This is a genomic window from Stenotrophomonas sp. HMSC10F07 (assembly GCF_001807895.1).
GTDB lineage: Bacteria > Pseudomonadota > Gammaproteobacteria > Xanthomonadales > Xanthomonadaceae > Stenotrophomonas > Stenotrophomonas sepilia.
Genome location: NZ_KV791359.1, coordinates 13,587 through 35,806 on the forward strand (window position 1 = coordinate 13,587; position 22,220 = coordinate 35,806).

A 22,220-nucleotide genomic window follows, 5' to 3' on the forward strand; every position below is an offset into this window, starting at 1 on the left:
CGCAGCGATAGCACGCCCGGTGTTAACCCGGGATCGTGCTGCACCCGCAAAAAAAGGGCGCCCGAAGGCGCCCTTTGCACTACCAGTGCGGCAGCAGGCTCAGCGCCAGACCTTGATCTGGTCGGCTTCGCTGCGCTGCATCGGCTGCCCGGCCTTGCAACTGAAGGTGGCACCGAACGCCGGCAGGTTGGCCAGCGTGCCGTTGCTGCGCCACAGGCCCGGTGCGCGGATGTCGGCGGTCAGGCGGCGTGCGGCCTCGTTCGGCGACAGCTGCTGTGCCCACAGCGTCGACCAGGCGCGGAAGAAGCCCTGCTGCTGTGCCTGCTTGGCCTTGGGCTCCTGCGCGGCATACGCCGCCCATGCCAGTTCCAGGCCGGCGATGTCGGCCAGGTTTTCTTCCTGGGTGAGCGTGCCGTTGACCTTGGCACCCTTTACGCCCGGGAAGTCGTAGGCGCTGTACTGCGCGGCCACGCGATTGCCGAGCAGGGTCCAGGCGGTCTTGTCGGCCGGGGTCCACCAGCTGCGCAGCTCACCCTTGGCATCGACCAGCGCGCCCTTGGCATCGATCGCACGGGTCAGCTCATGGCCGACCAGGCCACCGAAGCTGCCGAACTTGTCGGCGGCGTCGGCCTTGGCATTGAACACCGGGCCCTGCAGGATCGCGGCGGTGACGATCAGGCGGTTCTGCGCCAGGTCGTAGGCCAGCGACGGCTGCTGCGGCAGCACGTCCCAGCGGCGGTCGGCATTGCCCTTGCCGATGCGCTTCATTTCCTCGCGGTGGCGCCAGGTCGAAGCAATCAGCATGTTGCCACCAAACGAGCCGCGCCCCATCGGCTGCACGCTGTAGTCCAGGTCGCGCAGCGGCGTGCCGATCTCGATCTTCAGCGCAGCCAGCTTGGCTTGCGCTTCAGCCTTGGCTTCGGCGCTCATCCAGCTGTTGTTCTTGACCGCTTCGATCTGCACTTCGCGCAGCTTGTCGACGATCCACGCCGCCTGGCGACGATCTTCGGCGGACAGGTAGCGCGCGGCATATTCGCGGCCGACCATCGGGCCGGCGGCCACGTTGATAGCATCGAGCACGCTTTCCCAGCGCTGCGGTGGCAGGGTTTCGCCGCGCAGCACGCGGCCACGGAATTCGAACTCGGCGTCGCGGTAGGCCTTGGACAGGTACGGCGCCATCGAATCGCCCACGCGCCAGCGCAGGTAGGCCTTCCACTGGTCCGGCTTGAGCTTGGTGACCATGCCATCGAGCTGCTTGAACAGTCCCGGATCGGCCAGCGAGACCAGGTCGTCATCCACGCCCTGTGCCTTCAGGAAAGCGTCCAGCTGCAGATTGCGGTAGCGGCTGTTGAGCTCCTTGGTGGAGATCGGCGCGTAGTTGTTGAACGGGTTGTTGATGCCGGCCAGCGACTGCGCGTTGCGCGCCAGTTCGGTCTCCAGCGCGATCACCGCCTGCGATTCGGCATCCAGCTTGGCCGCCGGGGTGCCGGTCAGCGCCAGGATCTGCTTGACGTAGTTGCGGTAGCGGCCCATCAGCGCCACGGTGTCGGCGTCGGTGCGGGTATAGAACGCAGGATCCGGCAGGCCCATGCCGCCCTGCATGAAGTAACCGATGTGGCGGTCCAGTGCCTTCAGGTCGACGTCGGGGCCGAAGTTGAAGGCGACCGGGATCCCCACCTGGTGCAGCGCGGCGATCGACGCCGGCACATCCTTGGCCTTCTTGATGGCGTTGATGCGGGTCAGCAGCGGGGCAATCGGATTGGAACCGTCCGCCTCCACGGCGGCTTCGTCAAGGCCACTGGCCCAGAAGTCACCCAGCAGCTTCTGCACGTTGCCCTGCGGCGACTTCATCGCGGCGTCGAGCAGGTCGCGCTGCTGCTGGCGGCTGCGGTCGACCAGCTGGCCGAGCGCGGTCGTGGCGCCGGTCTGCGGCACCGGGTTGGCCTTCAGCCAGCCTGCATTGGTGGCGTCGTAGAAGTCGCTGCACTGGGCGCTGACGGCCGGGGCGCGTGCGGCCTTCTTCTTGGCGGCGGCAAACGCATCGTGGGTCGGGACCAGAGTCGCCAGGCTGATGCCCAGGGCGATGGCAAGCGGACGGAAGTTGGGCATGTGGAACGAATCCGTGATGGATTGAGGGCGCGCGCACTATAGCAAGCCGGGCATGGGCGCGGCATGCACGCATCACGGTGGCTCCGCCGAGCCGTGCGCCGACCAAGGTCGGCATCTTCCAACGGCGTGGGCCATGCGTGGATGACGGGCGCTGTGAAAAACAAAGGCCCGGGAATTCCCGGGCCCTTGCAGGTACGCCGCAACGTCAGCCGTTGCTTACCAGATCACCACCTGCTGCTCGCCGGTGCGGGCCATCGGCGAACCGGCCTTGCACTGGAACGCGGCGGCGAAGGTCGGCAGGTTCGACGGCGCACCCATGGCCCGGAACTGCGCCGGGGCGTGCGGGTCGGTGGCCAGGCGGACCTTGGCGTTTTCCGGGGTGTACTTGGTGCGCCACACGGTGGCCCAGTTGAAGAAGAAGCGCTGGTCTCGGGTGAAGCCATCGACCTTCGCATCTTCCTTGCCGGCGGAGGCCTTCTGCAGGGCGTCGTAGGCGGTCGCCAGGCCACCCAGGTCGGCGATGTTCTCGCCCAGGGTCAGGTGGCCGTTCACGGCCTGGCCGTCCACCTTGTACTGGTCGAACTGCTTGACCAGCTTGCCGGTCAGGCCTTCGAAGTTCTTCTTGTCGGCCGGGGTCCACCAGTCTTCCATGTTGCCGGTCGGCCCGAAGCGCGCACCCTGGTCGTCGTAGCCGTGGGTCATCTCATGACCGATCACCGCACCGATGCCGCCGTAGTTCAGCGCGTCGTCGGCCTTCGGATCGAAGAACGGCGGCTGCAGGATGGCGGCCGGGAACACGATCTCGTTCTGCAGCGGGTTGTAGTAGGCGTTGACGGTCTGCGGGGTCATGCCCCACTCGGTCTTGTCCACCGGCTTGCCGATCTTGGACAGGTTGAACTTGTAGTTGAACTCGTTGGCCGCGCGCACGTTGCCCAGGAAGCTGTCGCGCTGGGTCTGCAGGCCCGACCAGTCGCGCCACTTGTCCGGGTAACCGATCTTCGGGGTGAAGGTCTCCCACTTGGCGATGGCCTTGGCCTTGGTTTCCTCGCTCATCCAGCTCAGGCCCTGGATGCGGTCCTTCAGCGCGGCGGCCAGGTTCTTCACCAGTTCTTCCATCTTCGCCTTGGCTTCCGGCGAGAAGGCAACCTTCACGTACAGCTGGCCGAAGGCTTCACCGGCATCATTCTCGATGGTGCCCAGCACGCGCTTCCAGCGCGGCTTCTGTTCCTTCTGGCCGTTGAGGGTCTTGCCGTAGAACTCGTAGTTCTCCTGCACGAACGCATCGGCCAGGTATGGCGAGGCGCGGTCCACGCTGTGGAAGCGCAGGTAGGCGCGCCACACCGACGGGTCGGTATCACCCAGTGCCTTGCTCACTTCTTCATGGAACGCCGGCATGGCCAGCGAGAACTTCTCCGGCGCGGCAACGCCCTGCGACTTGAAGAACTCGGTCCAGCTGAAGTTCGGGGTCAGCTTGTCGGCGTCGGCCAGGGTGACCGGGTTGTAGTACAGCTCGACGTTGCGCGACAGTTCGACGCGCGACTTGGAGGCCTTGGCCAGCCGGGTTTCGAACTTGACCACGTCCTCGGCCTGCTTGGCCGCGTCGGCCGCGGCGACGCCGGACAGCTCCAGCACCTTGGCCACGTGCGCCTGGTAGGCCTTCAGCTTGTCGGCGTTCTTGGCATCGGTGTAATAGGTGGTATCCGGCAGGCCCAGGCCGCCCTGGCTGGCGTAGGCCATGTTCATGGCCGAGTTCTTGAAGTCGGCTTCGGCACCGAAGCCGAACAGGACGTTGTCACCCTTGGCGGCGCTGGTGCGCAGGTAGTTGGCGATCGCCGCCTTGTCCTGCAGGCCGTCGATCGCCGCCAGGTCGGCCTTCAGCGGCTCGATGCCCTGTGCGTTGATCTTGGCTTCGTCCATGCCGGTGGCCCACAGGTCGCCGACGATCTTCTCGATGTGGTTCGGGTTCTTGACCTGCGCGACCTGTTCGGCCAGCTGGTGCTGCACGGCCACCGAACGCTCGTCGAGGATGGTGAACGCGCCCCAGCTGGTGCGGTCGCCCGGGATTTCATTGGCGGCCAGCCACTTGCTGTTGACGTAGTCGCCGAAGGCGGTGCACGCGTCCTTGGTGGTGTCCAGGTCGCTCGGCTGGAAGGCGTTGTAGGCCGGCAGCTTGCTGTCGTCCAGCTTGTAGGTGGTGGCTTCGGCGGTGGCCGGGGCGGGGGTCGCGGCATCCTTGGCCGGGGTTTCGTTCTTGCCGCAGCCGGCCAGCACGGCCGACACGGCCAGGCTGAGCAGGACGATCTTGGGAGTGCGCGTCATCACTATTCTTGGCCTCCAGGCCGAGTGAGTCAGGGAGAAGCCGCAGGTACGGCCGTGGGCCGAACGATACGCCGCCGGCCTGGCCTGCAAGGGTGTCGAAGGTCATGTCCGGGCGCAAGGGCCAGAACGTGCAAGGGCGCCCCGTGGGCGCCCTTGCAGGAAGCGGTGCGGCTTACAGGCCGCCGCCGCCGCAGCCCTTGCCCAGGTAGTCGTCGATCAGCCTGAGCTGGTCACCCATGATCGCGCGGGTCCAGGCGGGACCATGCGCGTAGTCGGCGATGGCGTGGAACTCGACCGGCTGCCCCGAACCCCTGGCCTTGTTCACGAACCACTCCGACTGCTCGATCGGCACCGTGCGGTCGCGGTCACCGTGGTAGACCATCAATGGAATCTTCATTTCACCGGCCTTGTCGACCGGGTTGAGGCCGGCCACGGTCGGCGCCTGGGCCTGGCGGAAGAACGGGTTGGTATAGAAGCGCGACCAGATCTTCTTGATGTCCGAAACGCCGGCACCGGCGATGGCGCACTTGTACAGGCCATTGGGACGCACCGAAGCCGCGAACGCCGAGTAGCCGCCATAGGAGAAGCCGAACATGGCGATGTGGCCGGGCTGGGCGATCTTCTGGTCGATCATCCACTGCGCGCCATCGTCCTTGTCGTCCTGCATCTTCTGGCCCCATTCGGCATCACCGGCCATCCACAGCTTGCGGCCCCAGTCGGCCGAGCCGCGGAACTGCGGGCGCAGGACCGCCATGCAGCGTGATGCCATCAGCGGTACCCACATCGAGCCGTCGAAGTCCATGCCATCGCGCGCCCACGGGCCGCCGTGCGGATGCACCACGGCTTTCCACGGGCCGGCACCGCACAGCTCGGTGCTGGGCGTGGTCAGGAATGCCGGAATGTCCAGCCCGTCGCGTGCCTTGTAGTAGACCAGCCGGGTGGTGCCCAGCGCGGCTGGCTGGATCTGCGGATAGGTCTTGGCCAGCAGGGTCAGCTTGCCGTCGTGCAGCAGGTGATACTCGGGCGGGTTGGAAGGGCCGGAGGTAGCCACCAGCACATTGGAAAGATCGGCGGTGTAGTCGACGATGCGGTAGCTCAGGCCTGTATCGTAGTTGGCGGTGTAGCGCTGGCCGTTCGCGGTATCGACCATCGCCAGCGGCTCCTGGCGGATGCCAAGCGCCTGGCGCAGCCCCTGGTCCAGGGCCTTCATGCGCGGAGAGGTCCACTGGATGTCGTCGCCGCGCGGACCGGCGTAGCCGATTCCCATGATCTCGCCGAAGGGTACCGCACCGCTGCGGTGGCGGTTGATCAGCATCGAGCCGGCGTTGAACAGTTTGTGCTCGAACAGCACTTCCTTCTGCTTGCGCGCGCTGATGTCGTACTCATACACGATCGCCTTGTCGCGGCCGACATTGCTGAGCACGAAGGCGATGTTCGGGTCGTCGGCAAAGCCGATCACCTGGTTGACGTCGCGGTTCTTCACATAGGAGCGAAAGTGCTCTTCCCAGGTACCGGTGGCGGGCGACCGGAACTCGGTGGCGACGTAGGCACCGGTGCCGTCGACATCCTGGCGCAGGCGTGCGCGCAGCTCGCTGTCGAGGTCGGTGATGTAGCCGGCCACGCGCTCTTCGGTCTTCTGGATGCGCTGCGAGGTGAAGTTGCGCAGGTCGACCTTGTAGACGTCACCGGAGCTGCTGCCACTGCCGTTGACCACCAGGATGTGGTCCGGATCGTTGGGCAGGGTGTCCAGTACCGTGGCGTTGGCCAGTGCCTGCTCGAGCTCTTCATTGCGACTGGAGGCGCGCGGCGGCGTGATCGGCTCCTTCCACTGCTTGCCTTCGATGTCGGTGATGAAGAACTTGCTGACGAAGGTCTTGGTCACCCGGTCGGCGCGCAGGTCGTAGGGTTGCCACAGCACGACGGCCAGCTGTCCGTTCTTGATGAACGACACGCTCTGGAACTTCATGCGGTTGGCGCCGATCACCGTTGGTGGCTTGTCCAGTGCATCGGTCCGCCAAACCACGATCACGCGCTCCTCGCCATCGGCGCGAAGGCCGGCGATGTGTTTTCCGTCTGGTGACAACGACAGGCTGGAGATGGCCGGGAAGGCGGCCATCTGTTCGATGGTGGGCGCCACAGGCTTGGCGTGCAGCAACGGTGAAAGGCTGGCCAGGGCCGCCAGCAGCAGGGCTCGCTTCATTGCAACCTCGGAATGCGTTGGCACCGGCCTGCGGAGAATCCGGTGCCTGAAATGGAACCGCCGCCCCGAAGGGCGGCGGTTGCAGGGAGCAGGATCAGAACGAACGCGTGATGTTCAGGAAGTAGCTGCGACCGAAGTAGTCGAAGCCGCTGTACAGCAGCGCGTTGCCGACGGTGCTGTAGACACCCTGGGAGATGGTCGGCGGCTTGCGGTCGGCGAAGTTGCGCACGCCACCGGTGACCGACCACTTGTCCGCTTCATACTTCACCGAGATGGCCTGCAGGAAGTAGTTCGGGGTGTACAGCTTGTACGCCGAGGTGGCCGGATCGAAGTCACCCGGGTTGCGCTCCTCGTAGTACGCGTAGCTGTCCATCTTGTCGATCCAGTCCAGGCCGTAACGCACCTGCCAGTTCTTCCACTTGTAGCTCAGGTCCAGCGAGGCGGTGTTTTCCGGACGCGACAGCATGCCGTTGTAGTCCACCAGCGGATCGTCGGAGAAGACCTTGCTGGCCTGTTCCAGGTAGTGGGTGAACTGCAGCGTGGTGCGCAGGGTGCCCGGGCCGATTTCGCGGACATAGCGGGTGGTGAAGTCCAGGCCACGGACCTTGTCGGTGGACAGGTTGATGAAGCCGTTGGTCACCACCAGCTGGTTGTTGACCGGGTTGCGGGCCACCAGGCGGCACAGACCCGAACCGGAGGAGAAGTCGGCACTGCCGCTGTCGTAGCAGCGCGACAGGATGTTCGCACCGCCCGCGCTGTCGACGCCGTTCTTCACTTCGATGTCGAAGTAGTCGGCGGCGAAGGACAGGTCACCGAAGCCGCTGCCGAATTCCGGCTGGATCACCACGCCCAGGGTCTTGGCCTTGGAGGTTTCGGCTTCCAGGCCGGCCTCGGCACCACCCTGGGTGACCACGGTCACGCCCTGGGTGGCCAGGTAGTCCGGTGCCAGGCCCAGCGATGCGCAGTTCTGGTAACGCGGCGAGCTCGGGTTGCGATCACCATACTCGTTGCAGGGGTCGGCACTGCTGCTCAGGAAGCCGGTGGTGCCGCCCAGGAACTGTTCGAACAGCGCCGGTGCGCGGTAGGAGGTGCCGTACGACGCACGGAACGACAGCCACTTCACCGGGGTCCACAGCGCGCCGATCTTGTAGGTCTCATCCGAGCCGTAGGACTTGTAGTCGGTGTAGCGGCCGGACAGGTTGACCGTCAGTTCCTCGGCAGCGGTGACGCCGGACAGCAGCGGCAGTTCCAGTTCGCCGTAGGCTTCGAACACCGAGTCCGAACCGCGGGTCGGAGTGGCGTTGGTCAGGTTGTACAGGTCGGCATTGATCGAGTACGGCGACGGGGTGTCGTCGATGCGTGCCTTGCGGTACTCGACGCCGAATGCACCACCGGCCGAACCGTACGGCATGTCGAACAGCGGGCCGTTGACGTTGAAGTTGACCGTCGTTTCCTTGTACAGCGTGTTGCCGGTGACCGGCACGAACACCCAGTCCTTCCAGTCCTGCGGCAGCTTGCCACCGATGGTGTTGGTGTTCAGCGCCGGCGCGGCGATGCAGCCGTTGGAACCGTCCCGGCAGACATAGCCACCGGCACCGTTGGAGACCACGTCCAGGCTCTGGCGCAGGCGGCTGGTCAGGAAGCTCTCGAAGGTGTAGTCGGCGTCGCTGCGCGAGTGCATGACGTTGAAGTCATAGTTCCACTCCGAGCTCAGGTGGCCACGCAGGCCGGCATTGAAGCGCAGGAAGTCGACGTTCTGCTTGTTGGTGTCGTTGCCGAAACCGATGAACGCACGCACGCCCAGGTTCTTGCCGCTGGTCTGGTCGGTCGGAGCACCGGCAACGCTGTCACGCAGGTTGGCCGGGATCAGCGGGCTGCCCACGGCATAGTCCAGGGTCAGCTGGCGATAGCCGGTCTGGGTCGACTTGCGCTTGTTGCCCAGGAACTCGTAGTACAGCTCGGCATCGCCCAGTGCGTTGAGGTCGAAGCCACCCTGCAGGTACAGGGTGTGGGTCTTGGTCGGCGAGATCAGCGACTGGTTGCGCATGGCCGGATCGAAGGTGTCGCGGGTGTTCAGGTCCACGCCTTCGTAGCCCACCAGGCCGGTGGTGATGGCCGCATTCGGGCGCCAGCGGTTGAAGCGGGTGCCGGCGCCGCCCGGGGCCGCAACACCGGTACGGGTGTTGGTGCCGATGGTGTTCAGCGTGGTGCCGCCGGCATCGAGCGACCAGCACTTCGGCTTGCCGGTCAGCGGGTCGATGAAGTCGCCGCTGCCCCAATAGTCGCCCGCGTCGATGTCGCGGTACATGTCGGTCGGGCAGCCACCGGCCCAGCTGCGGTCGGCCAGGGTCAGCTCGTTGCGGGTGTAGTACTCATAGGAGCCGGAGAAGTGCGAGCGCTCGCCGGTGGCACCGAACATGATGGAGTAACGGCGCTCTTCACCGCCGCCGCCATCGGTGGCGTTGTGCTGTGCTTCGAAGCTGACGCCATCGACCTTCTTCTTGGTGATGATGTTGATTACGCCGGCAACGGCGTCGGAGCCGTAGATCGAGGACGCACCGTCCTTCAGGATTTCGACGCGGTCGACGATCGAGTTCGGCAGCACGTTCAGGTCGGTCGAGCCCACCGAGCCGCGGGTACCGGCCGGCGACACGCGGCGGCCATTGAGCAGGATCAGGGTGCGGGTCGGGCCGAGGCCGCGCAGGCCCAGGGTGTTGGCGCCCGGGCCACCGTCGGTGACGTAGCCGCCATAGGCGTTGTTGATCTGCGCCGCACCGGCGGTGACCGCGGTGCTCTGCAGGGCCGCCGTGGTCGAATTGAAGCCGGCCAGGGTGGTTTCTTCACGGGTGACGACCTGCACCGGCGAGACCGAGTTGAACACGTCGCGGCTGATGCGCGAGCCGGTGACGGTCACCGTATCCAGATTGGTGGCCTTGGACTTGGATGCCTCTTCGGTGGTCTGCGTCGAGCCCGAGGCGTCCTGTGCGATCGCCGGGGCAGCCGCAGCGAGCAGCACGGCGGAGGCGAGGGCGAAGCTCAGCGGGTGCTTGCTGAGCGACTTGCGATTGATCATCTGAAATCCCCTTGAATCGAATGATTGCGTCGTACACCGGGACAGGTCCTTGTCGGCGTCTCCGTGTGCCCCTTGCCCGGGGTCGGCAGCGTGCTGCCACCCGGCGCTGGTACCGGCTTCACGTGCCGATGACCCGAGATTAACACGACATTAACCGAGCCTGTCAAACGTTCACGAGGGAGTCATGAAGCTGTGGGTGATGGGCGCGCCTTGCAGTGACAGGAGCGCCCATTTCTCCTTCATCTCATTGATATGTATTGATTTGTTTCGGTTCATGTCAAACGTGTCTGAACCGTGAACGGGATGTGGCCGTGCTGTGCGACGGACAAAAAAAGGCCCCGCCGAAGCGGGGCCTGGTCCAGACACGCGGTCCGGAATACGACGGGATTAGAAGTCGTACTTGACCTGGGCCGAGATCTGACGGCCGTAGACGCTGTAGAAGCCGTCGTTGAACGGGGTCGATTCGTTGCCCGGGTAGTTGTAGCGCTGGCCTTCCGGCAGCTTGTTGAACACGTTGTTGACCATCAGCGACAGGGTCAGATCGTCCTGTGCCTGGTAGTTCAGGCTCATGTTGTACGTGGTGTACGAGCCCCACTTGCCGGCCTTGGCGCCGGAGGAGTGGACGTAGTCATAGCTGCGGCCGGTGTAGGCCAGGTAGTTCGGGGTGCTGCCGACGTAGTTGGCGTACACGGTGGTGGTGAACTTGGAGATGGCCCAGCCCACCGACACGTCGCCGCGTACCTTGGCGAAGTTGTCGTAGTACCACATGTTGTACGGATCGCTCAGCAGGTCCAGCTTCTGCGCACCCGGCAGGGCCACCACTTCACGCTTGAGCATGTTGGTGTAGTTGCCGGAGAACATCAGCGAACCGAAGCGGCCCAGGTCCTGCTGGTACTTGGCACCGACGGTCACCGCTTCCAGGTTCTGGCTGGCCACGTTGAGCTTCGGGGTGTAAACGCGGGTCAGGTTGCCACCGGCGTCGCGGGTCACCCAGTCGGTCACGTTCTGGCAGCTGGCCGAGGTGTTGTTCGGCAGGCCGTTGTGGCACTGGTACTCGGCCAGCAGCAGCTGGTCGGTGCTCAGGGTCTTGACCTCGTTCTTGATCTTCCAGTTGTAGTAGTCGACCGACAGCGAGAAGTTGCTCACCGGGGCCCACACCACGCCTGCGCTCCACACGTCGGCGGTGATCGGCTTCAGGTCCGGGTTGCCGGACTTTTCGCTGTACACCGAGGTGGTCTTGTAGAACGAGCAGGCTTCGTCACGCAGCGCGTAACCCATCTGGCTGCAGCGGTAGTAGTCGTTCTGGCCGGAGGCGAACGAGCCGCTCATGCCCTGGAAGGCATCGGACAGGGTCGGTGCGCGGAACGCGGTGCCGTACTTGCCGCGCAGCAGCAGGCTTTCCACCGGACGGTATTCCAGGCCGATGCTGTAGGTGGCCTTGTCGACGGTCTTGTCGGCGATCTTGAAGGCGTCATAGCGGCCCGAGGCGCTGATGGTCAGCGACTCGAACACCGGCATGCGCAGTTCGCTGGTCACCGCGTAGTTGCTGCGGTGGCCGGCACCGGCCACGGCGCTGGCGCCCCACGCGTTGCCATCGACGAAGGCCTGGTCGGGCGAGTAGTCCCAGCCCTCGCTGCCGCCTTCCAGCACGACGGCCAGGCCGGCGTCGCCGCCCGGCAGGGAGAACAGCGAACCGTTGGTCACCTGCACGCGACCCAGGTTCTGCCAGGTCTTGCTGCGGTGGGTGCCATAGCCGGTGAAGCTGGCGAACTGGTCCGGGGTGATCGGCGAGTAGAACGCGGTGTAGTTCGGGTTGTAGATGCCGAAGCCATCAGCGGTGGTGCCCAGGCGCGGGCCCAGCACGGTGTCGCCGAAGAAGCCTTCGACCTTGTCCTTCCAGCGCGCGAAGCGGTTCTGGTCCAGACGGTATTCGCCGCGGGTGAAGCTGGCGCTGTAGTCCCAGTCGCCGACCATGCCCTTGCCGCCCAGGGTGACCTGGTAGGAACGGCTCTCATCGGAGTTCAGGATGTTGTTGTAGTGGCCCGGGCCGATTTCTTCCGGTGCGAAGGCGCGCTGCAGATTCACGACCTTGCCCAGGCCCTGGTCGTAGAAGCCGCCCATCACCGACTTGGTGCCCCACCACAGGGCGCTGGAGCCGGAGGTGAACTCGGTCTTTTCCTTGCTGTACAGCACGTCGGCGAACAGCTGGAAGTTGTCGTTCACGTCGAAGGTCATCGACGAGTAGAACTGGCCGCTGTTCTTGCCGTTCTTCAGGGTCTTGTAGCCGGCGCTGTACACCGAGCCGCAGGATTCGCCCGATGCACGCTTGCCGACGGTGGTGGTGCCGTCGTACAGGCCTGCCACGTTGCCGCAGCGGGTCGGGTCCATCATGTACAGCTTGTTGTCGGCGTTGCCGATGACGGCAAAGTCGTTCGACGGCAGCTGCGCGGTGTAACCGACCGGGTTGTTCTGCTTGGTGATGTCACGCTGGTAGCCCCAGATCGGGCTGCCGTTTTCGATCTGCACGTTGACCAGCGCGTGGAAGCGGTCGTCGAACGCGTTGAAGCCCTTGGCGGCGCTGAAGCGGATGTTGCTGCCACCACCTTCGGTGTAGGTGCCGCCACGGATCGACATCGTGCCGCCGTCCATGCGTTCCTTCAGGATGATGTTGACCACGCCGGCGATCGCGTCCGAGCCGTACAGCGACGACTGGCCGCCCGGCAGGACTTCGATGCGCTCGACGATGTCGATCGGAATGCCGCTGATGTTGTTGAACGACTCGCTGCCGTTGTACAGCGCCGGATACGAGAGCATCGGGCGGCCGTTGATCAGGTACTTGGTGTAGCCCGGATTCAGGCCGAACATGCCGGCGGCTTCGGCGCCCTGGGTGAACGCACCCGAGGTCTGGCCACCCTGCAGGCCGCCGGTGGTCAGCGATGACTGCTGCAGCACTTCAGCAACACTGCTGAAGCCGCGGGTCTGGATGTCTTCGGCGGTGATGGACATCACCGGGGTCTGGGTTTCGACCTGGGTCTGCGGGATCAGCGAACCGGTGACGGTGATCTTGTCCAGGTTGGTCGCCTTGTCCTGGGCCATTGCCGGGGCGGCGGCCATCAGAGCGGAAATCAGGGCGACGGCGAGCGTGTTGCGACGTGCGGTATTGCTGACGTGTTTCATGTAGTTCCAATGGAGAGCAAAAAACAAAAACGGCACTGCGCATGCGCCATCGCGCGGGCCGGAACAGCGGGCTCCGCAGCTCAAAACAGTGCTGATCGAACGTAACATGAACTTAACAATCTGTGCACGAATCCGTCGCAATCCTGAATTTCAGTCAGGTTACGTCCAGCTTGTATGATGTTGGGTTATCCCCCTGACTCCGCCGGTGCTCGTTGTGAACAGTTCTCCCCGCCGTCCCCATGCCAGCCAGGTCCAGAAGGGACTTACGCCGCATGCCCGCATCCGCAATGTCATCGCGGTCGGTTCGGGCAAGGGCGGCGTCGGCAAGTCCACCACCTCGGTGAACCTGGCCGTGGCGCTGCAGCAGCTCGGTGCGCGGGTGGGCGTGCTCGACGCCGACATCTACGGCCCCAGCGTGCCGGCCATGCTGGGGCTGTCCGGCCGCCCGGAAAGCCCGGACAACAAGAGCATCGAGCCGCTGCGTGCGTTCGGCGTGGACACCATGTCGATCGGCTACCTGATCGAAGAAGACACCCCGATGATCTGGCGCGGCCCGATGGCCACCTCGGCGATGACCCAGCTGTTCAACGATACCCTGTGGGACGACCTGGATTTCCTGCTGATCGACCTGCCGCCCGGCACGGGTGACATCCAGCTGACCCTGACCCAGAAGATTCCGCTGGCCGGTGCAGTGATCGTCACCACGCCGCAGGACATCGCCACGCTGGATGCGAAGAAGGCGCTGAAGATGTTCGAGAAGGTCGAGGTGCCGGTGCTGGGCATCGTCGAGAACATGGCGGTGCACACGTGCAGCAGCTGCGGGCACATCGAGCACCTGTTCGGCGAGGGCGGCGGCGAGCGCATGGCCGCGCAGTACGGCGTGCCGCTGCTGGGGTCGCTGCCGCTGCAGATCGGCATCCGCGAGCAGGGCGATGCAGGCACGCCGATCACCGTGGCCCAGCCGGATTCGGCACCGGCCCAGGCCTACCGCCATGCCGCGCAGCGCCTGATCGAGGAAGTCGGCAAGCGCCCGCGGGCCTCGATCCCGATCCTGTCCTCGCTGCTGTAAGTGCCGGGGCAGGGGCCGCCGGCGCAGGCCGGCCCCCTGCTAGAATCCTCGCGCCCCCTCGTACCCCCAGGACAAAGCATGAGCATCAAGAGTGACCGTTGGATCCGCCGCATGTCCGAGCAGCACGGCATGATCGAGCCGTTCGAGGCCGGGCAGGTCAAGCAGGCCAACGGCCAGCGCATCGTCAGCTATGGCACGTCCAGCTATGGCTATGACGTGCGCTGCTCGCGCGAGTTCAAGGTGTTCACCAACATCAACTCGACGATCGTCGATCCCAAGCACTTCGATCCGGGCAGCTTCGTGGATATCGTCGGCGATGAGTGCATCATCCCGCCGAACAGCTTCGCGCTGGCGCGTACCGTGGAGTACTTCCGCATTCCGCGCGATACCCTGGTGGTGTGCCTGGGCAAGAGCACCTACGCGCGCTGCGGCATCATCGTCAACGTGACGCCGCTGGAGCCGGAATGGGAAGGCCACGTCACCCTGGAATTCAGCAACACCACGCCGCTGCCGGCGCGGATCTACGCCAACGAAGGCGTGGCGCAGATGCTGTTCTTCCAGGCGGCCGCCGATGACATCTGCGAGACGTCGTACCGCGATCGTGGCGGCAAGTACCAGGGCCAGACCGGCGTGACCCTGCCGCGGACCTGAAGATTGCAGGCGATCTGTAGCGCCGAGCCCTGCTCGGCTTCAAGGCAGGCGGCGCAATGCGCCGCCTTCCTTATTTGCCGCGACCGAACAGCATCGCGATGCCGACACCCACCAGGGCCACCGGCCACCAGGTCAGCAGCAGCTTGGACAGGTTCAGGTGCGTCCAGCCGAGATTGCTGGCGAGCATGAACAGGCCGATCAGGATCAGCAGGACGGCGGCAACGAGGTTGAATCGCATCGGGTCGGCGAAGGCTCAGGACAGGGCCGGATATCCTAGCCGTTCCTTCCAGTAGGCGACATGCTGGTCCAGCGCCGCCGGCTCGTAGCGGTGCGCCGGGCCGCTGCCCCAGACCGGGCCCGGCCAGGCCGGATCACCGTCATGGCGGCCGATCACATGGAAGTGCAGCTGGCGCACGATATTGCCCAGCGCCCCGATGTTGATCTTTTCCACCCCGTCGGAGCCCTTCAGGGCCTTGCAGGCGCGGTTGAGCTCGGTGCGCAGCTTGTCCTGCTGCTCGCCGTCCAGCTCGATCCACTCGGTGACCCCGGCCAGGCGCGGTACCAGCACCAGCCAGGGGAATCGTTCGTCGTTCATCAGCCGCACTTGCGACAACGGTCCTTCCGCCACCAGCACGCTATCGGTGGCCAGGCGTGAATCGAGTTCGAATTCGCTCATCCAAGATGCTCCGAGAAGAAGTCCAGGGTGCGTTGCAGCGCCAGGGCGGCGCTGTCTGGATCATACGCATGTCCGACCTCCCGGTTGAAGGCATGATCGGCCGGATAGACGTAGGTGGCCATCTGCGGCAGCTTCTCGCGGTGGGCCTGCACGGCTTCCGGCGGGATGCTGCGGTCCTGGGCGCCGAAGTGGAAGATCACCGGCGCCTTGGGTGTCTCATCGAGGAACTGGACGTTGCGCGCACCGTAGTAGCTGACCGACGGCAGTCCCAGGCGCACTGCGGACAGCATCGCCACCGTACCGCCCCAGCAGTAGCCGACGGTGCCGACCTTGCCGTAGGGGGCCAGCCGGGTCGCCGCCGCGCGGACCACTTCCAGCGCACGCTCCATGCCCAGCGCGCCGACCCGTTCCAGGCCCTGCTTCACGCCTTCGGCGTCGTAGGGCAGCGCGTCCGGATCGGCGTCGGGGCCATCGAGCAGGTCAAAGAACGAGGGCGCCAGCACCGCATAGCCTTCCGCCGCGAAGCGTTCGGCCACGCTGCGGATATGCGGATTGGCGCCGAAGATTTCCTGCACCACCACCAAGCCGCCGCGCGCGGTACTCTCCGGCAGGGCCTGCCAGGCCCGTACCGGGCCGTGATGCGTATCCAGGGTGATCCACTCGGCCATCGTTTCCATCTCGTTGTGGGGAACAGAACGGCATTGTCGGTGCTGCATGGGTTAGCGCGATGTCAGCGGCTGTGCGGGATCGGGCGGCTGGCCATTCAGAGCGCGGCCGCCAACCCCGGTATACTGGCGCCCTTTCAGGCCCCGGCCCCCAGGAACCCCTGCCACGACGGCAGGGGCCCAGGCCCCCAGAGTCCCGCGATTCCATGTCCCAGCTGAACCCCAAAGTCGGCTTCGTCAGCCTTGGCTGCCCGAAGGCCCTCGTCGATTCCGAGCGCATCCTCACCCAGCTCCGTTCGGAAGGCTACGACATCGTCCCGTCCTACGATTCGGCCGACGTGGTGGTGGTCAACACCTGCGGCTTCATCGATTCTGCGGTGACCGAGTCGCTGGACGCGATTGGCGAAGCGATGAACCAGAACGGCAAGGTCATCGTCACCGGCTGCCTGGGCAAGCGCCCGGAGCAGATCCGCGAGGCGTACCCCAACGTGCTGGCGGTGTCCGGCCCGCAGGATTACCAGAGCGTGATGGAAGCGGTGCATGAAGCACTGCCGCCCAAGCACGATCCGTTCGTGGACCTGGTGCCCGACTACGGTATCAAGCTGACCCCGCGCCACTACGCGTACCTGAAGATTTCCGAAGGCTGCAACCACAAATGCAGCTTCTGCATCATTCCGTCGATGCGCGGCAAGCTGGTTTCGCGCCCGGTCGACGAGGTGCTGCGTGAAGCCGAGCGCCTGGTGCGTGGCGGCGTGCGCGAGCTGCTGGTGGTTTCGCAGGACACCTCGGCCTATGGCGTGGACGTGAAGTACGCCGAAAAGATGTGGCGCGACAAGGCTTACCAGACCCGTTTGAAGGCGCTGTGCGAAGGCCTGTCGGAGCTGGATGCATGGGTGCGCATGCACTACGTGTACCCGTATCCGCACGTGGACGAAGTGGTGCCGTTGATGGCCGAGAATCGCATCCTGCCGTACCTGGATATCCCGTTCCAGCACGCCAGCCCGCGCATCCTGCGCCTGATGAAGCGCCCCGGCGCGGTCGAGAAGACCCTCGAGCGCGTGCAGAACTGGCGCCGTATCGCGCCGGACATCACTGTGCGTTCGACCTTCATCGTCGGCTTCCCGGGCGAGACCGAAGCCGAGTTCGAGGAACTGCTGTCGTTCCTTGACGAAGCGCAGCTGGATCGCGTCGGTGCGTTCGCCTATTCGCCGGTTGAGGGGGCGACCGCGAACGATCTGCCCGATGCTGTGCCGGAGGAAGTGAAGCAGGAGCGTCTGGCCCGCTTCATGGAGAAGCAGGCGCAGATTTCCGCTGCACGCCTTGAGGCCAAGATCGGCACCGTGCAGCAGTGCCTGGTCGACGCCATCGAAGGCGACATCGCCGTGGCCCGTTCCAAGGCCGATGCCCCGGAGATCGACGGCCTGGTGCACATCCAGAATGCCGACCAGGTGCCGCTGCGCGTGGGCGAATTCGTCGAGGTGGAGATCACCGAGAGCGACGAGCACGACCTGTATGGTGACGCGCTGACGGCCGCCCCCCATCCGGCGTTCGACCTCAAGGTGCTGTGACCGCAGCGTCGGCCGCCACCGGCAACGGCGGCGGTTCACGACGCTTCGTACCGCCGCCACGTGCGGCGGTAGCTGCACGGCAGTTCGAGCATCCGCTGTTTGCCGGACTTCAGGACTTCCGTGACCTGCTGGACGGCACCGCGTGGCCGTCCATCGCGGCGCTCGATGCACGTCTGGCCGTGCCTGGCAAGCGCCTGGTTGAACAGGACGCCGCGCTGCTGGCCGATGGTCTGCATTATGAGGCGCGTATCGCGCAGGGACGCATCGCCACCCGTGCCGGCAACTGGCACGACCTGTTCAATGCGCTGGTGTGGGCCTCACAGCCGCAGCTGAAGCGCGCGCTCAACGTGCGGCAGTGCCTGCATATCGAGGCGATGCCACCCGGCCAGCGCAACCGCGCGCAGGCCGCCTTGACCCAGTTCGACGAAACCGGCGTGATCGTGCGTGTGCGCGATGACTCACTGCGGGTTGCCTGGGATGCACACGACTGGCCCGCGTTGTTTGACCCGGTGAACTGGCAGAGCGGTGACATCGCCATCACTGTGGTATTCGGGCATGCGCTGATGGAACAGGCCCTGCTGCCGGGGCGATTGCTGGTCGGCAAGTGCGTGGTGGTGCAGGGCGATGTCGAAGCCGCCTGTGTCGACGTGGTGAGCGCTGCCATTGCCGAGGGCAGGGCAGTGACCGATCCGCTGCAGCTGCGTCCGCTGCCGTTGGCTGGAATCCCAGGCTGGCACGACGTGCAGGATTCTGCCTTCTACCGCAATGCCGACTATTTCCGCCCGCTGCGTGCAGGGCGCACGTACCCGCCACCGTTGTAGAGCCGAGCCCATGCTCGGCTCTACATGGACAGCGAGGTCGGGCATGGCTCGACGCTACACAGGCTCGTACTCCACGCCGATCACTGCAAAGGTGAACTGCCCGCCGGGCAGCTCCACCGAGAACTCATCATCCAGCCGCTTCTTCAGCAGCGCACGCGCCAGGGGGGAATCGATGCTGATCCAGCCCAAGCCTGCATCGGTCTCATCCGGGCCGACAATGCGATAGCGGCTGGTGTCGCCGCTGTCCACGTTCTCCAGTTCCACCCACGCGCCGAAGAACACTGCGAGCGGATCGGTTGGCGTCGTATCGACCACGCGCAGCGATTCCAGCCGCTTGGTCAGGTAGCGCACGCGGCGGTCGATCTCGCCCAGTTGCTTCTTGCGGTAGGTGTACTCGGCGTTCTCGGAACGGTCGCCTTCTGCTGCAGCTGCGGCGAGCGCTTTCACCACTTCCGGGCGGCGCACGCGCCATAGCTCATCCAGTTCGGCCTTCAGTCGCGCATGCCCGGAAGCGGTGATCAGGGCGGTGCTTTTTTCTGCGGGGGGACGCCAACGGGACATGCAATACGACTTCTTTTCTGGATGACGAACGGGAAGCGGGGTCAGATCCCTTTCCAGCGGAAAGGGCTCTGACCCCAGCAGGGGCATCTAGCGCTTGCCGCCGAAGATGCCACCGAGGATGCCGCGCACGATCTGGTTGCCCAGCTTGGTGCCGACAGTGCGCGTGGTCTGCTTGGCCATGGTTTCGATCATGCCCTGGCGGCGCTTGGTGCCGAAGATCGCATCCTTGATGGCCTGGCCGAAACCACCTTCCTGAGCTTCGTCCTGCTCGCGGCTGCGCGCGGCCGGCGCCTGTGCCTGCTCGATGCTCTTCTGCGCGCGCTGGGCCAGCAGTTCGGCGGCCGATTCGCGGTTGATCGCGGTGTCGTAGCGGCTGCCGACCGGGCTGCCGGCGCGTACCTGTGCACGCTCGGCCTCGGTGATCGGTCCCATCCGGCAGCGCGGCGGCGCGATCAATGTCTGCTGCACGGGCATCGGCACGCCTTTGTCCTGCAGCGTGGATACCAGTGCCTCGCCGGTGCCGAGCTGGCTCAGCACCTTGGCCACGTCCAGCTTCGGATTCGGCACGAACGTCTCGGCCGCGGTTTTCACCGCCTTCTGGTCGCGCGGGGTGAACGCACGCAGTGCGTGCTGAACGCGATTGCCCAGCTGGCCGAGAATGTTGCCCGGCACGTCGTCGGGGAACTGCGAGCAGAAGTACACGCCCACGCCCTTGGAACGGATCAGGCGCACCACCTGCTCGATGCGCTGCACCAGCGACGGCGGTGCATCATCGAACAGCAGGTGCGCCTCGTCGAAGATGAAGACCAGCTTCGGCTTGTCCAGGTCGCCCACTTCCGGCAGCTGCTCGAACAGTTCCGACAGCAGCCACAGCAGGAAGGTGGAATAGAGCTTGGGCTTGAGCACCAGCTGGTCGGCGGCGAGGATGCCGATCATGCCGCGGCCGTCGTGGTTGACCCGCATGATGTCGGCCAGTTCAAGTGCCGGTTCGCCGAAGAAATTCTCGCCACCGTCCTGCGCCAGGCGCAGCACCGAACGCTGGATCGCCGCGATCGACTGCGCACTGACCAGGCCGTACTCGGTGGAAATGTCCTTGCGCTCCTCGGCAACCAGGCCGAGCAGGGCGCGCAGGTCGTCCATGTCCAGCAGCAGCAGGCCGCGGTCGTCGGCCAGCTTGAATACGATGTCGAGTACCCCGGCCTGGGTGTCGTTCAATTCGAGGATGCGCGACAGCAGGGTCGGGCCCATCTCGCTGACCGTGGTGCGCACCGGGTGGCCCAGTTTGCCGTACAGGTCCCAGAAGATGGTGGGGCTGGCGGCCGGCGCATAGTCGGCCACGCCGATCTCGGCGGCACGCTGGAGCAGGTTTTCTGCGCCGGTGCCGGGCACGGCCAGGCCGGAGACATCGCCCTTCACATCGGCCAGGAACACCGGCACGCCCCGTCGCGAGAAGCTCTCGGCCAGGGTCATCAGGGTCACGGTCTTGCCGGTACCGGTGGCGCCGGCCACCAGGCCGTGGCGGTTGCCGAGTTTCGGCAGCAGGGTGACGGCAACATCGTCGGTAATGCCTTTGCCGAGCAGAATCGGATCCATGGTCCAGCCCTTGTGATGAATAGCCCAATGTTAACCGCCGGCAGTGACGGTCCGAAGGTCGGCTTGCCCGGACCTTGGCGGCGCCGCTACTCTGCCTGCCTGTTTCGCACACAGTGCCATCAATGCCCGTTCCTGTCCTGATTTCCCGCGGTTGGCCGCTGCTGGCCCTGGCCGGCCTGGTTTCCCTGGCGCCCGACGCCCACGCACAGCGGGTTTCGGCCCGGGACAAGGTGAAGGTGGATGCGCTGCAGCAGCGCATGACCGCCGCCGAAAAGCGCTACGGCGATGCCCTGCTGCTGGTCGCCAACGCCGATCCCAAGGGCAGCAACGAAGCCGATGCCGCGCTGGAGGACATGGAAGATGTCCTCAACGACTGCGTCAAGCAGAAGGGCTGCCAGATGGGGACCCTGCTGGCCAGCTACAAGCGCCTGCTCAAGCACGACGCCGATGCCGCCGCCAGCGATGACGTGGCCGATGAGGGCGGTGACCGTCTGGAAGCCGACCCGGACCACATCGGCCCCCTCACCGCCGACGTGCCCGAGGCCGCGCGCGCTGCCGCGCTGTTGAACGACAAGCGGCACGCCTTCGACAGCATGGTCGAGTACAACCCGGCGGTGCAGGCCGGCATCCGTCGCTGGCTGACCGACATGCGACCGGCGCTGCTGACCAGCTACGAGAATTACCAGAACCTGCGCGCGGTGATGTGGCCGGAGTGGGAAAAGCGCGGCCTGCCCGAGGCGCTGCTGTTCGGGATCATGGCCAAGGAATCCAACGGCCGTGTGCATGCTTCCTCGCGCGCCGGCGCCGCCGGCCTGATGCAGTTCATGCCGGCCACCGGCCGCCGTTTCGGCCTGGGCCCGGACGGCACCGGCTTCGATACCCGCTTCGACGCGCGCAGCGCCGCTGAAGCCAGCGCCAGCTACCTCAACGAGCGCCTGCGCGAACTGAACAACAACGTGGAAATGTCGGTGGCCGCCTACAACGGTGGCGAAGGCCGTGCCGCGCGCGTGTTCAAGCAGAGCGCCGGCCAGAGCTTCTGGACCGACAGTGTCTACAACCAGTTCCCGGGCGAGACCAAGGACTACGTGCCGATGGTGATTGCCGCGGCCTGGATCTTCCTGCACCCGCAGCAGTACGGCGTGGAGTTCCCGAAGATCAGCGCGCAGCCGGCCACGCTGCGGCTGGCCAAGTCCACCACCATCTATGAATTGACCATCTGCCTGGGCAGCCACGGTACCCGCGATGGCTACATGCGTGCGCTGCGCAACCTCAACCCGCGCTATGAGGCCGATGGCTGGATTCCGGCCGGTACGCTGATCAACGCCACCACCCGCATCGCCGGCCTGTACCAGCGCAACTGTGTCAGTGGTCCGCGTGCCGACCTCGCCCGCACGCTGATCACCGCTGATCTCAACGCGGCGATCAAGCGCCCGACCGCGGCGAGCTATACCGGCAGCGTGGCGGTGGGTGGTGTGGTGCCGGTGGCCGACGCGGCTGCATCCACCAGCGTGCCGACCGCACCGGTGGCTGCAGTGGCGGCACCGCGCCCGGCGCCGGCCGCCCGGCCGAAGCCGGCGCGCAGCCACAAGGTGGGTCGGGGGGAGACCCTGGGCGCCATCGCCGCGAAGTTCCAGTGCGACCTGCCGACCCTGGCCCGCGCCAACGGCCTGAAGGCGCCGGCCTACAGCCTGCGCCAGGGCCAGACGCTGAAGCTGCAGGGCTGCGACAAGTAATTCCC

At 65.5% G+C, this 22,220-nt stretch carries 15 protein-coding genes; 5 read left to right on the forward strand and 10 right to left on the reverse strand.

The genetic code is table 11. The features are described from left to right. Positions 1–99 precede the first annotated feature (99 nt). From HMPREF3114_RS06675 to HMPREF3114_RS06695, 5 genes are all read right to left on the reverse strand, one after another. Complete coding sequence (locus tag HMPREF3114_RS06675; protein WP_005418018.1) at positions 100–2,109, reverse strand: M13 family metallopeptidase; 2,010 nt, start codon at positions 2,107–2,109, stop codon at positions 100–102. 216 nt (positions 2,110–2,325) lie between these two features. Continuing rightward, on the reverse strand, positions 2,326–4,428 hold the full coding sequence (locus HMPREF3114_RS06680) for a M13 family metallopeptidase (protein WP_053497141.1): 2,103 nt from the start codon (positions 4,426–4,428) through the stop codon (positions 2,326–2,328). A 172-nt stretch (positions 4,429–4,600) separates the two neighbouring features. Next, entirely contained in the window at positions 4,601–6,628 is a 2,028-nt protein-coding gene (locus tag HMPREF3114_RS06685) for an alpha/beta hydrolase family protein (RefSeq protein WP_053497143.1), read from the reverse strand. A gap of 94 nt (positions 6,629–6,722) precedes the next feature. Continuing rightward, on the reverse strand, positions 6,723–9,701 hold the full coding sequence (locus tag HMPREF3114_RS06690) for a TonB-dependent receptor plug domain-containing protein (protein ID WP_014647913.1): 2,979 nt from the start codon (positions 9,699–9,701) through the stop codon (positions 6,723–6,725). Between the two features lie 387 nt (positions 9,702–10,088). Beyond that, entirely contained in the window at positions 10,089–12,878 is a 2,790-nt protein-coding gene (locus HMPREF3114_RS06695) for a TonB-dependent receptor plug domain-containing protein (protein WP_005418014.1), read from the reverse strand. A 214-nt stretch (positions 12,879–13,092) separates the two neighbouring features. Here HMPREF3114_RS06695 and apbC point away from each other — a divergent pair, with 214 nt between their 5' ends. Then, entirely contained in the window at positions 13,093–13,947 is an 855-nt protein-coding gene (apbC, locus tag HMPREF3114_RS06700) for an iron-sulfur cluster carrier protein ApbC (protein ID WP_005418013.1), read from the forward strand. Between the two features lie 78 nt (positions 13,948–14,025). Next, positions 14,026–14,598, forward strand: coding sequence for a dCTP deaminase (gene dcd, locus HMPREF3114_RS06705; RefSeq protein WP_005418012.1), 573 nt, complete (start codon positions 14,026–14,028; stop codon positions 14,596–14,598). A 70-nt stretch (positions 14,599–14,668) separates the two neighbouring features. Here the strand turns inward: dcd and HMPREF3114_RS21180 are convergent, their stop codons facing one another. Genes HMPREF3114_RS21180 through HMPREF3114_RS06715 form a run of 3 tightly spaced genes read right to left on the reverse strand, consistent with a single transcriptional unit; the run spans position 14,669 to position 15,942 of the window. Further along, positions 14,669–14,836, reverse strand: coding sequence for a LiaI-LiaF-like domain-containing protein (locus tag HMPREF3114_RS21180; protein WP_005418011.1), 168 nt, complete (start codon positions 14,834–14,836; stop codon positions 14,669–14,671). A gap of 15 nt (positions 14,837–14,851) precedes the next feature. Then, positions 14,852–15,274: an HIT domain-containing protein gene (locus tag HMPREF3114_RS06710; RefSeq protein ID WP_049414742.1), complete on the reverse strand. Its 423-nt coding sequence runs from the start codon at positions 15,272–15,274 to the stop codon at positions 14,852–14,854. Next, positions 15,271–15,942 carry a dienelactone hydrolase family protein gene (locus tag HMPREF3114_RS06715; RefSeq protein WP_053497147.1) on the reverse strand — a complete coding sequence of 224 codons (672 nt, stop codon included), beginning with the start codon at positions 15,940–15,942 and terminating at the stop codon, positions 15,271–15,273. Before HMPREF3114_RS06715 ends, HMPREF3114_RS06710 begins: the two co-directional genes overlap by 4 nt. Before the next feature lie 203 nt (positions 15,943–16,145). On the opposite strand from HMPREF3114_RS06715, the gene rimO reads away from it, so the two are divergent. Then, positions 16,146–17,507 carry a 30S ribosomal protein S12 methylthiotransferase RimO gene (rimO, locus tag HMPREF3114_RS06720; protein WP_070489397.1) on the forward strand — a complete coding sequence of 454 codons (1,362 nt, stop codon included), beginning with the start codon at positions 16,146–16,148 and terminating at the stop codon, positions 17,505–17,507. Continuing rightward, a complete protein-coding gene (locus HMPREF3114_RS06725; RefSeq protein ID WP_053501132.1) occupies positions 17,504–18,328 on the forward strand; it encodes a DUF3025 domain-containing protein in 825 nt (274 codons plus the stop codon). Before rimO ends, HMPREF3114_RS06725 begins: the two co-directional genes overlap by 4 nt. Positions 18,329–18,382: 54 nt before the next feature. On the opposite strand, the gene greB is transcribed toward HMPREF3114_RS06725, so the two are convergent. Next, the gene (gene greB / locus HMPREF3114_RS06730) at positions 18,383–18,889 is read right to left on the reverse strand and encodes a transcription elongation factor GreB (RefSeq protein WP_005418006.1); all 507 of its coding nucleotides are present in this window, start codon (positions 18,887–18,889) and stop codon (positions 18,383–18,385) included. Positions 18,890–18,976: 87 nt separating this feature from the next. Next, entirely contained in the window at positions 18,977–20,482 is a 1,506-nt protein-coding gene (locus tag HMPREF3114_RS06735) for a helicase HerA-like domain-containing protein (protein WP_070489399.1), read from the reverse strand. 122 nt (positions 20,483–20,604) lie between these two features. Here HMPREF3114_RS06735 and HMPREF3114_RS06740 point away from each other — a divergent pair, with 122 nt between their 5' ends. After that, the gene (locus HMPREF3114_RS06740) at positions 20,605–22,215 is read left to right on the forward strand and encodes a transglycosylase SLT domain-containing protein (RefSeq protein ID WP_053501135.1); all 1,611 of its coding nucleotides are present in this window, start codon (positions 20,605–20,607) and stop codon (positions 22,213–22,215) included. The last annotated feature ends 5 nt before the right edge of the window (positions 22,216–22,220 follow it).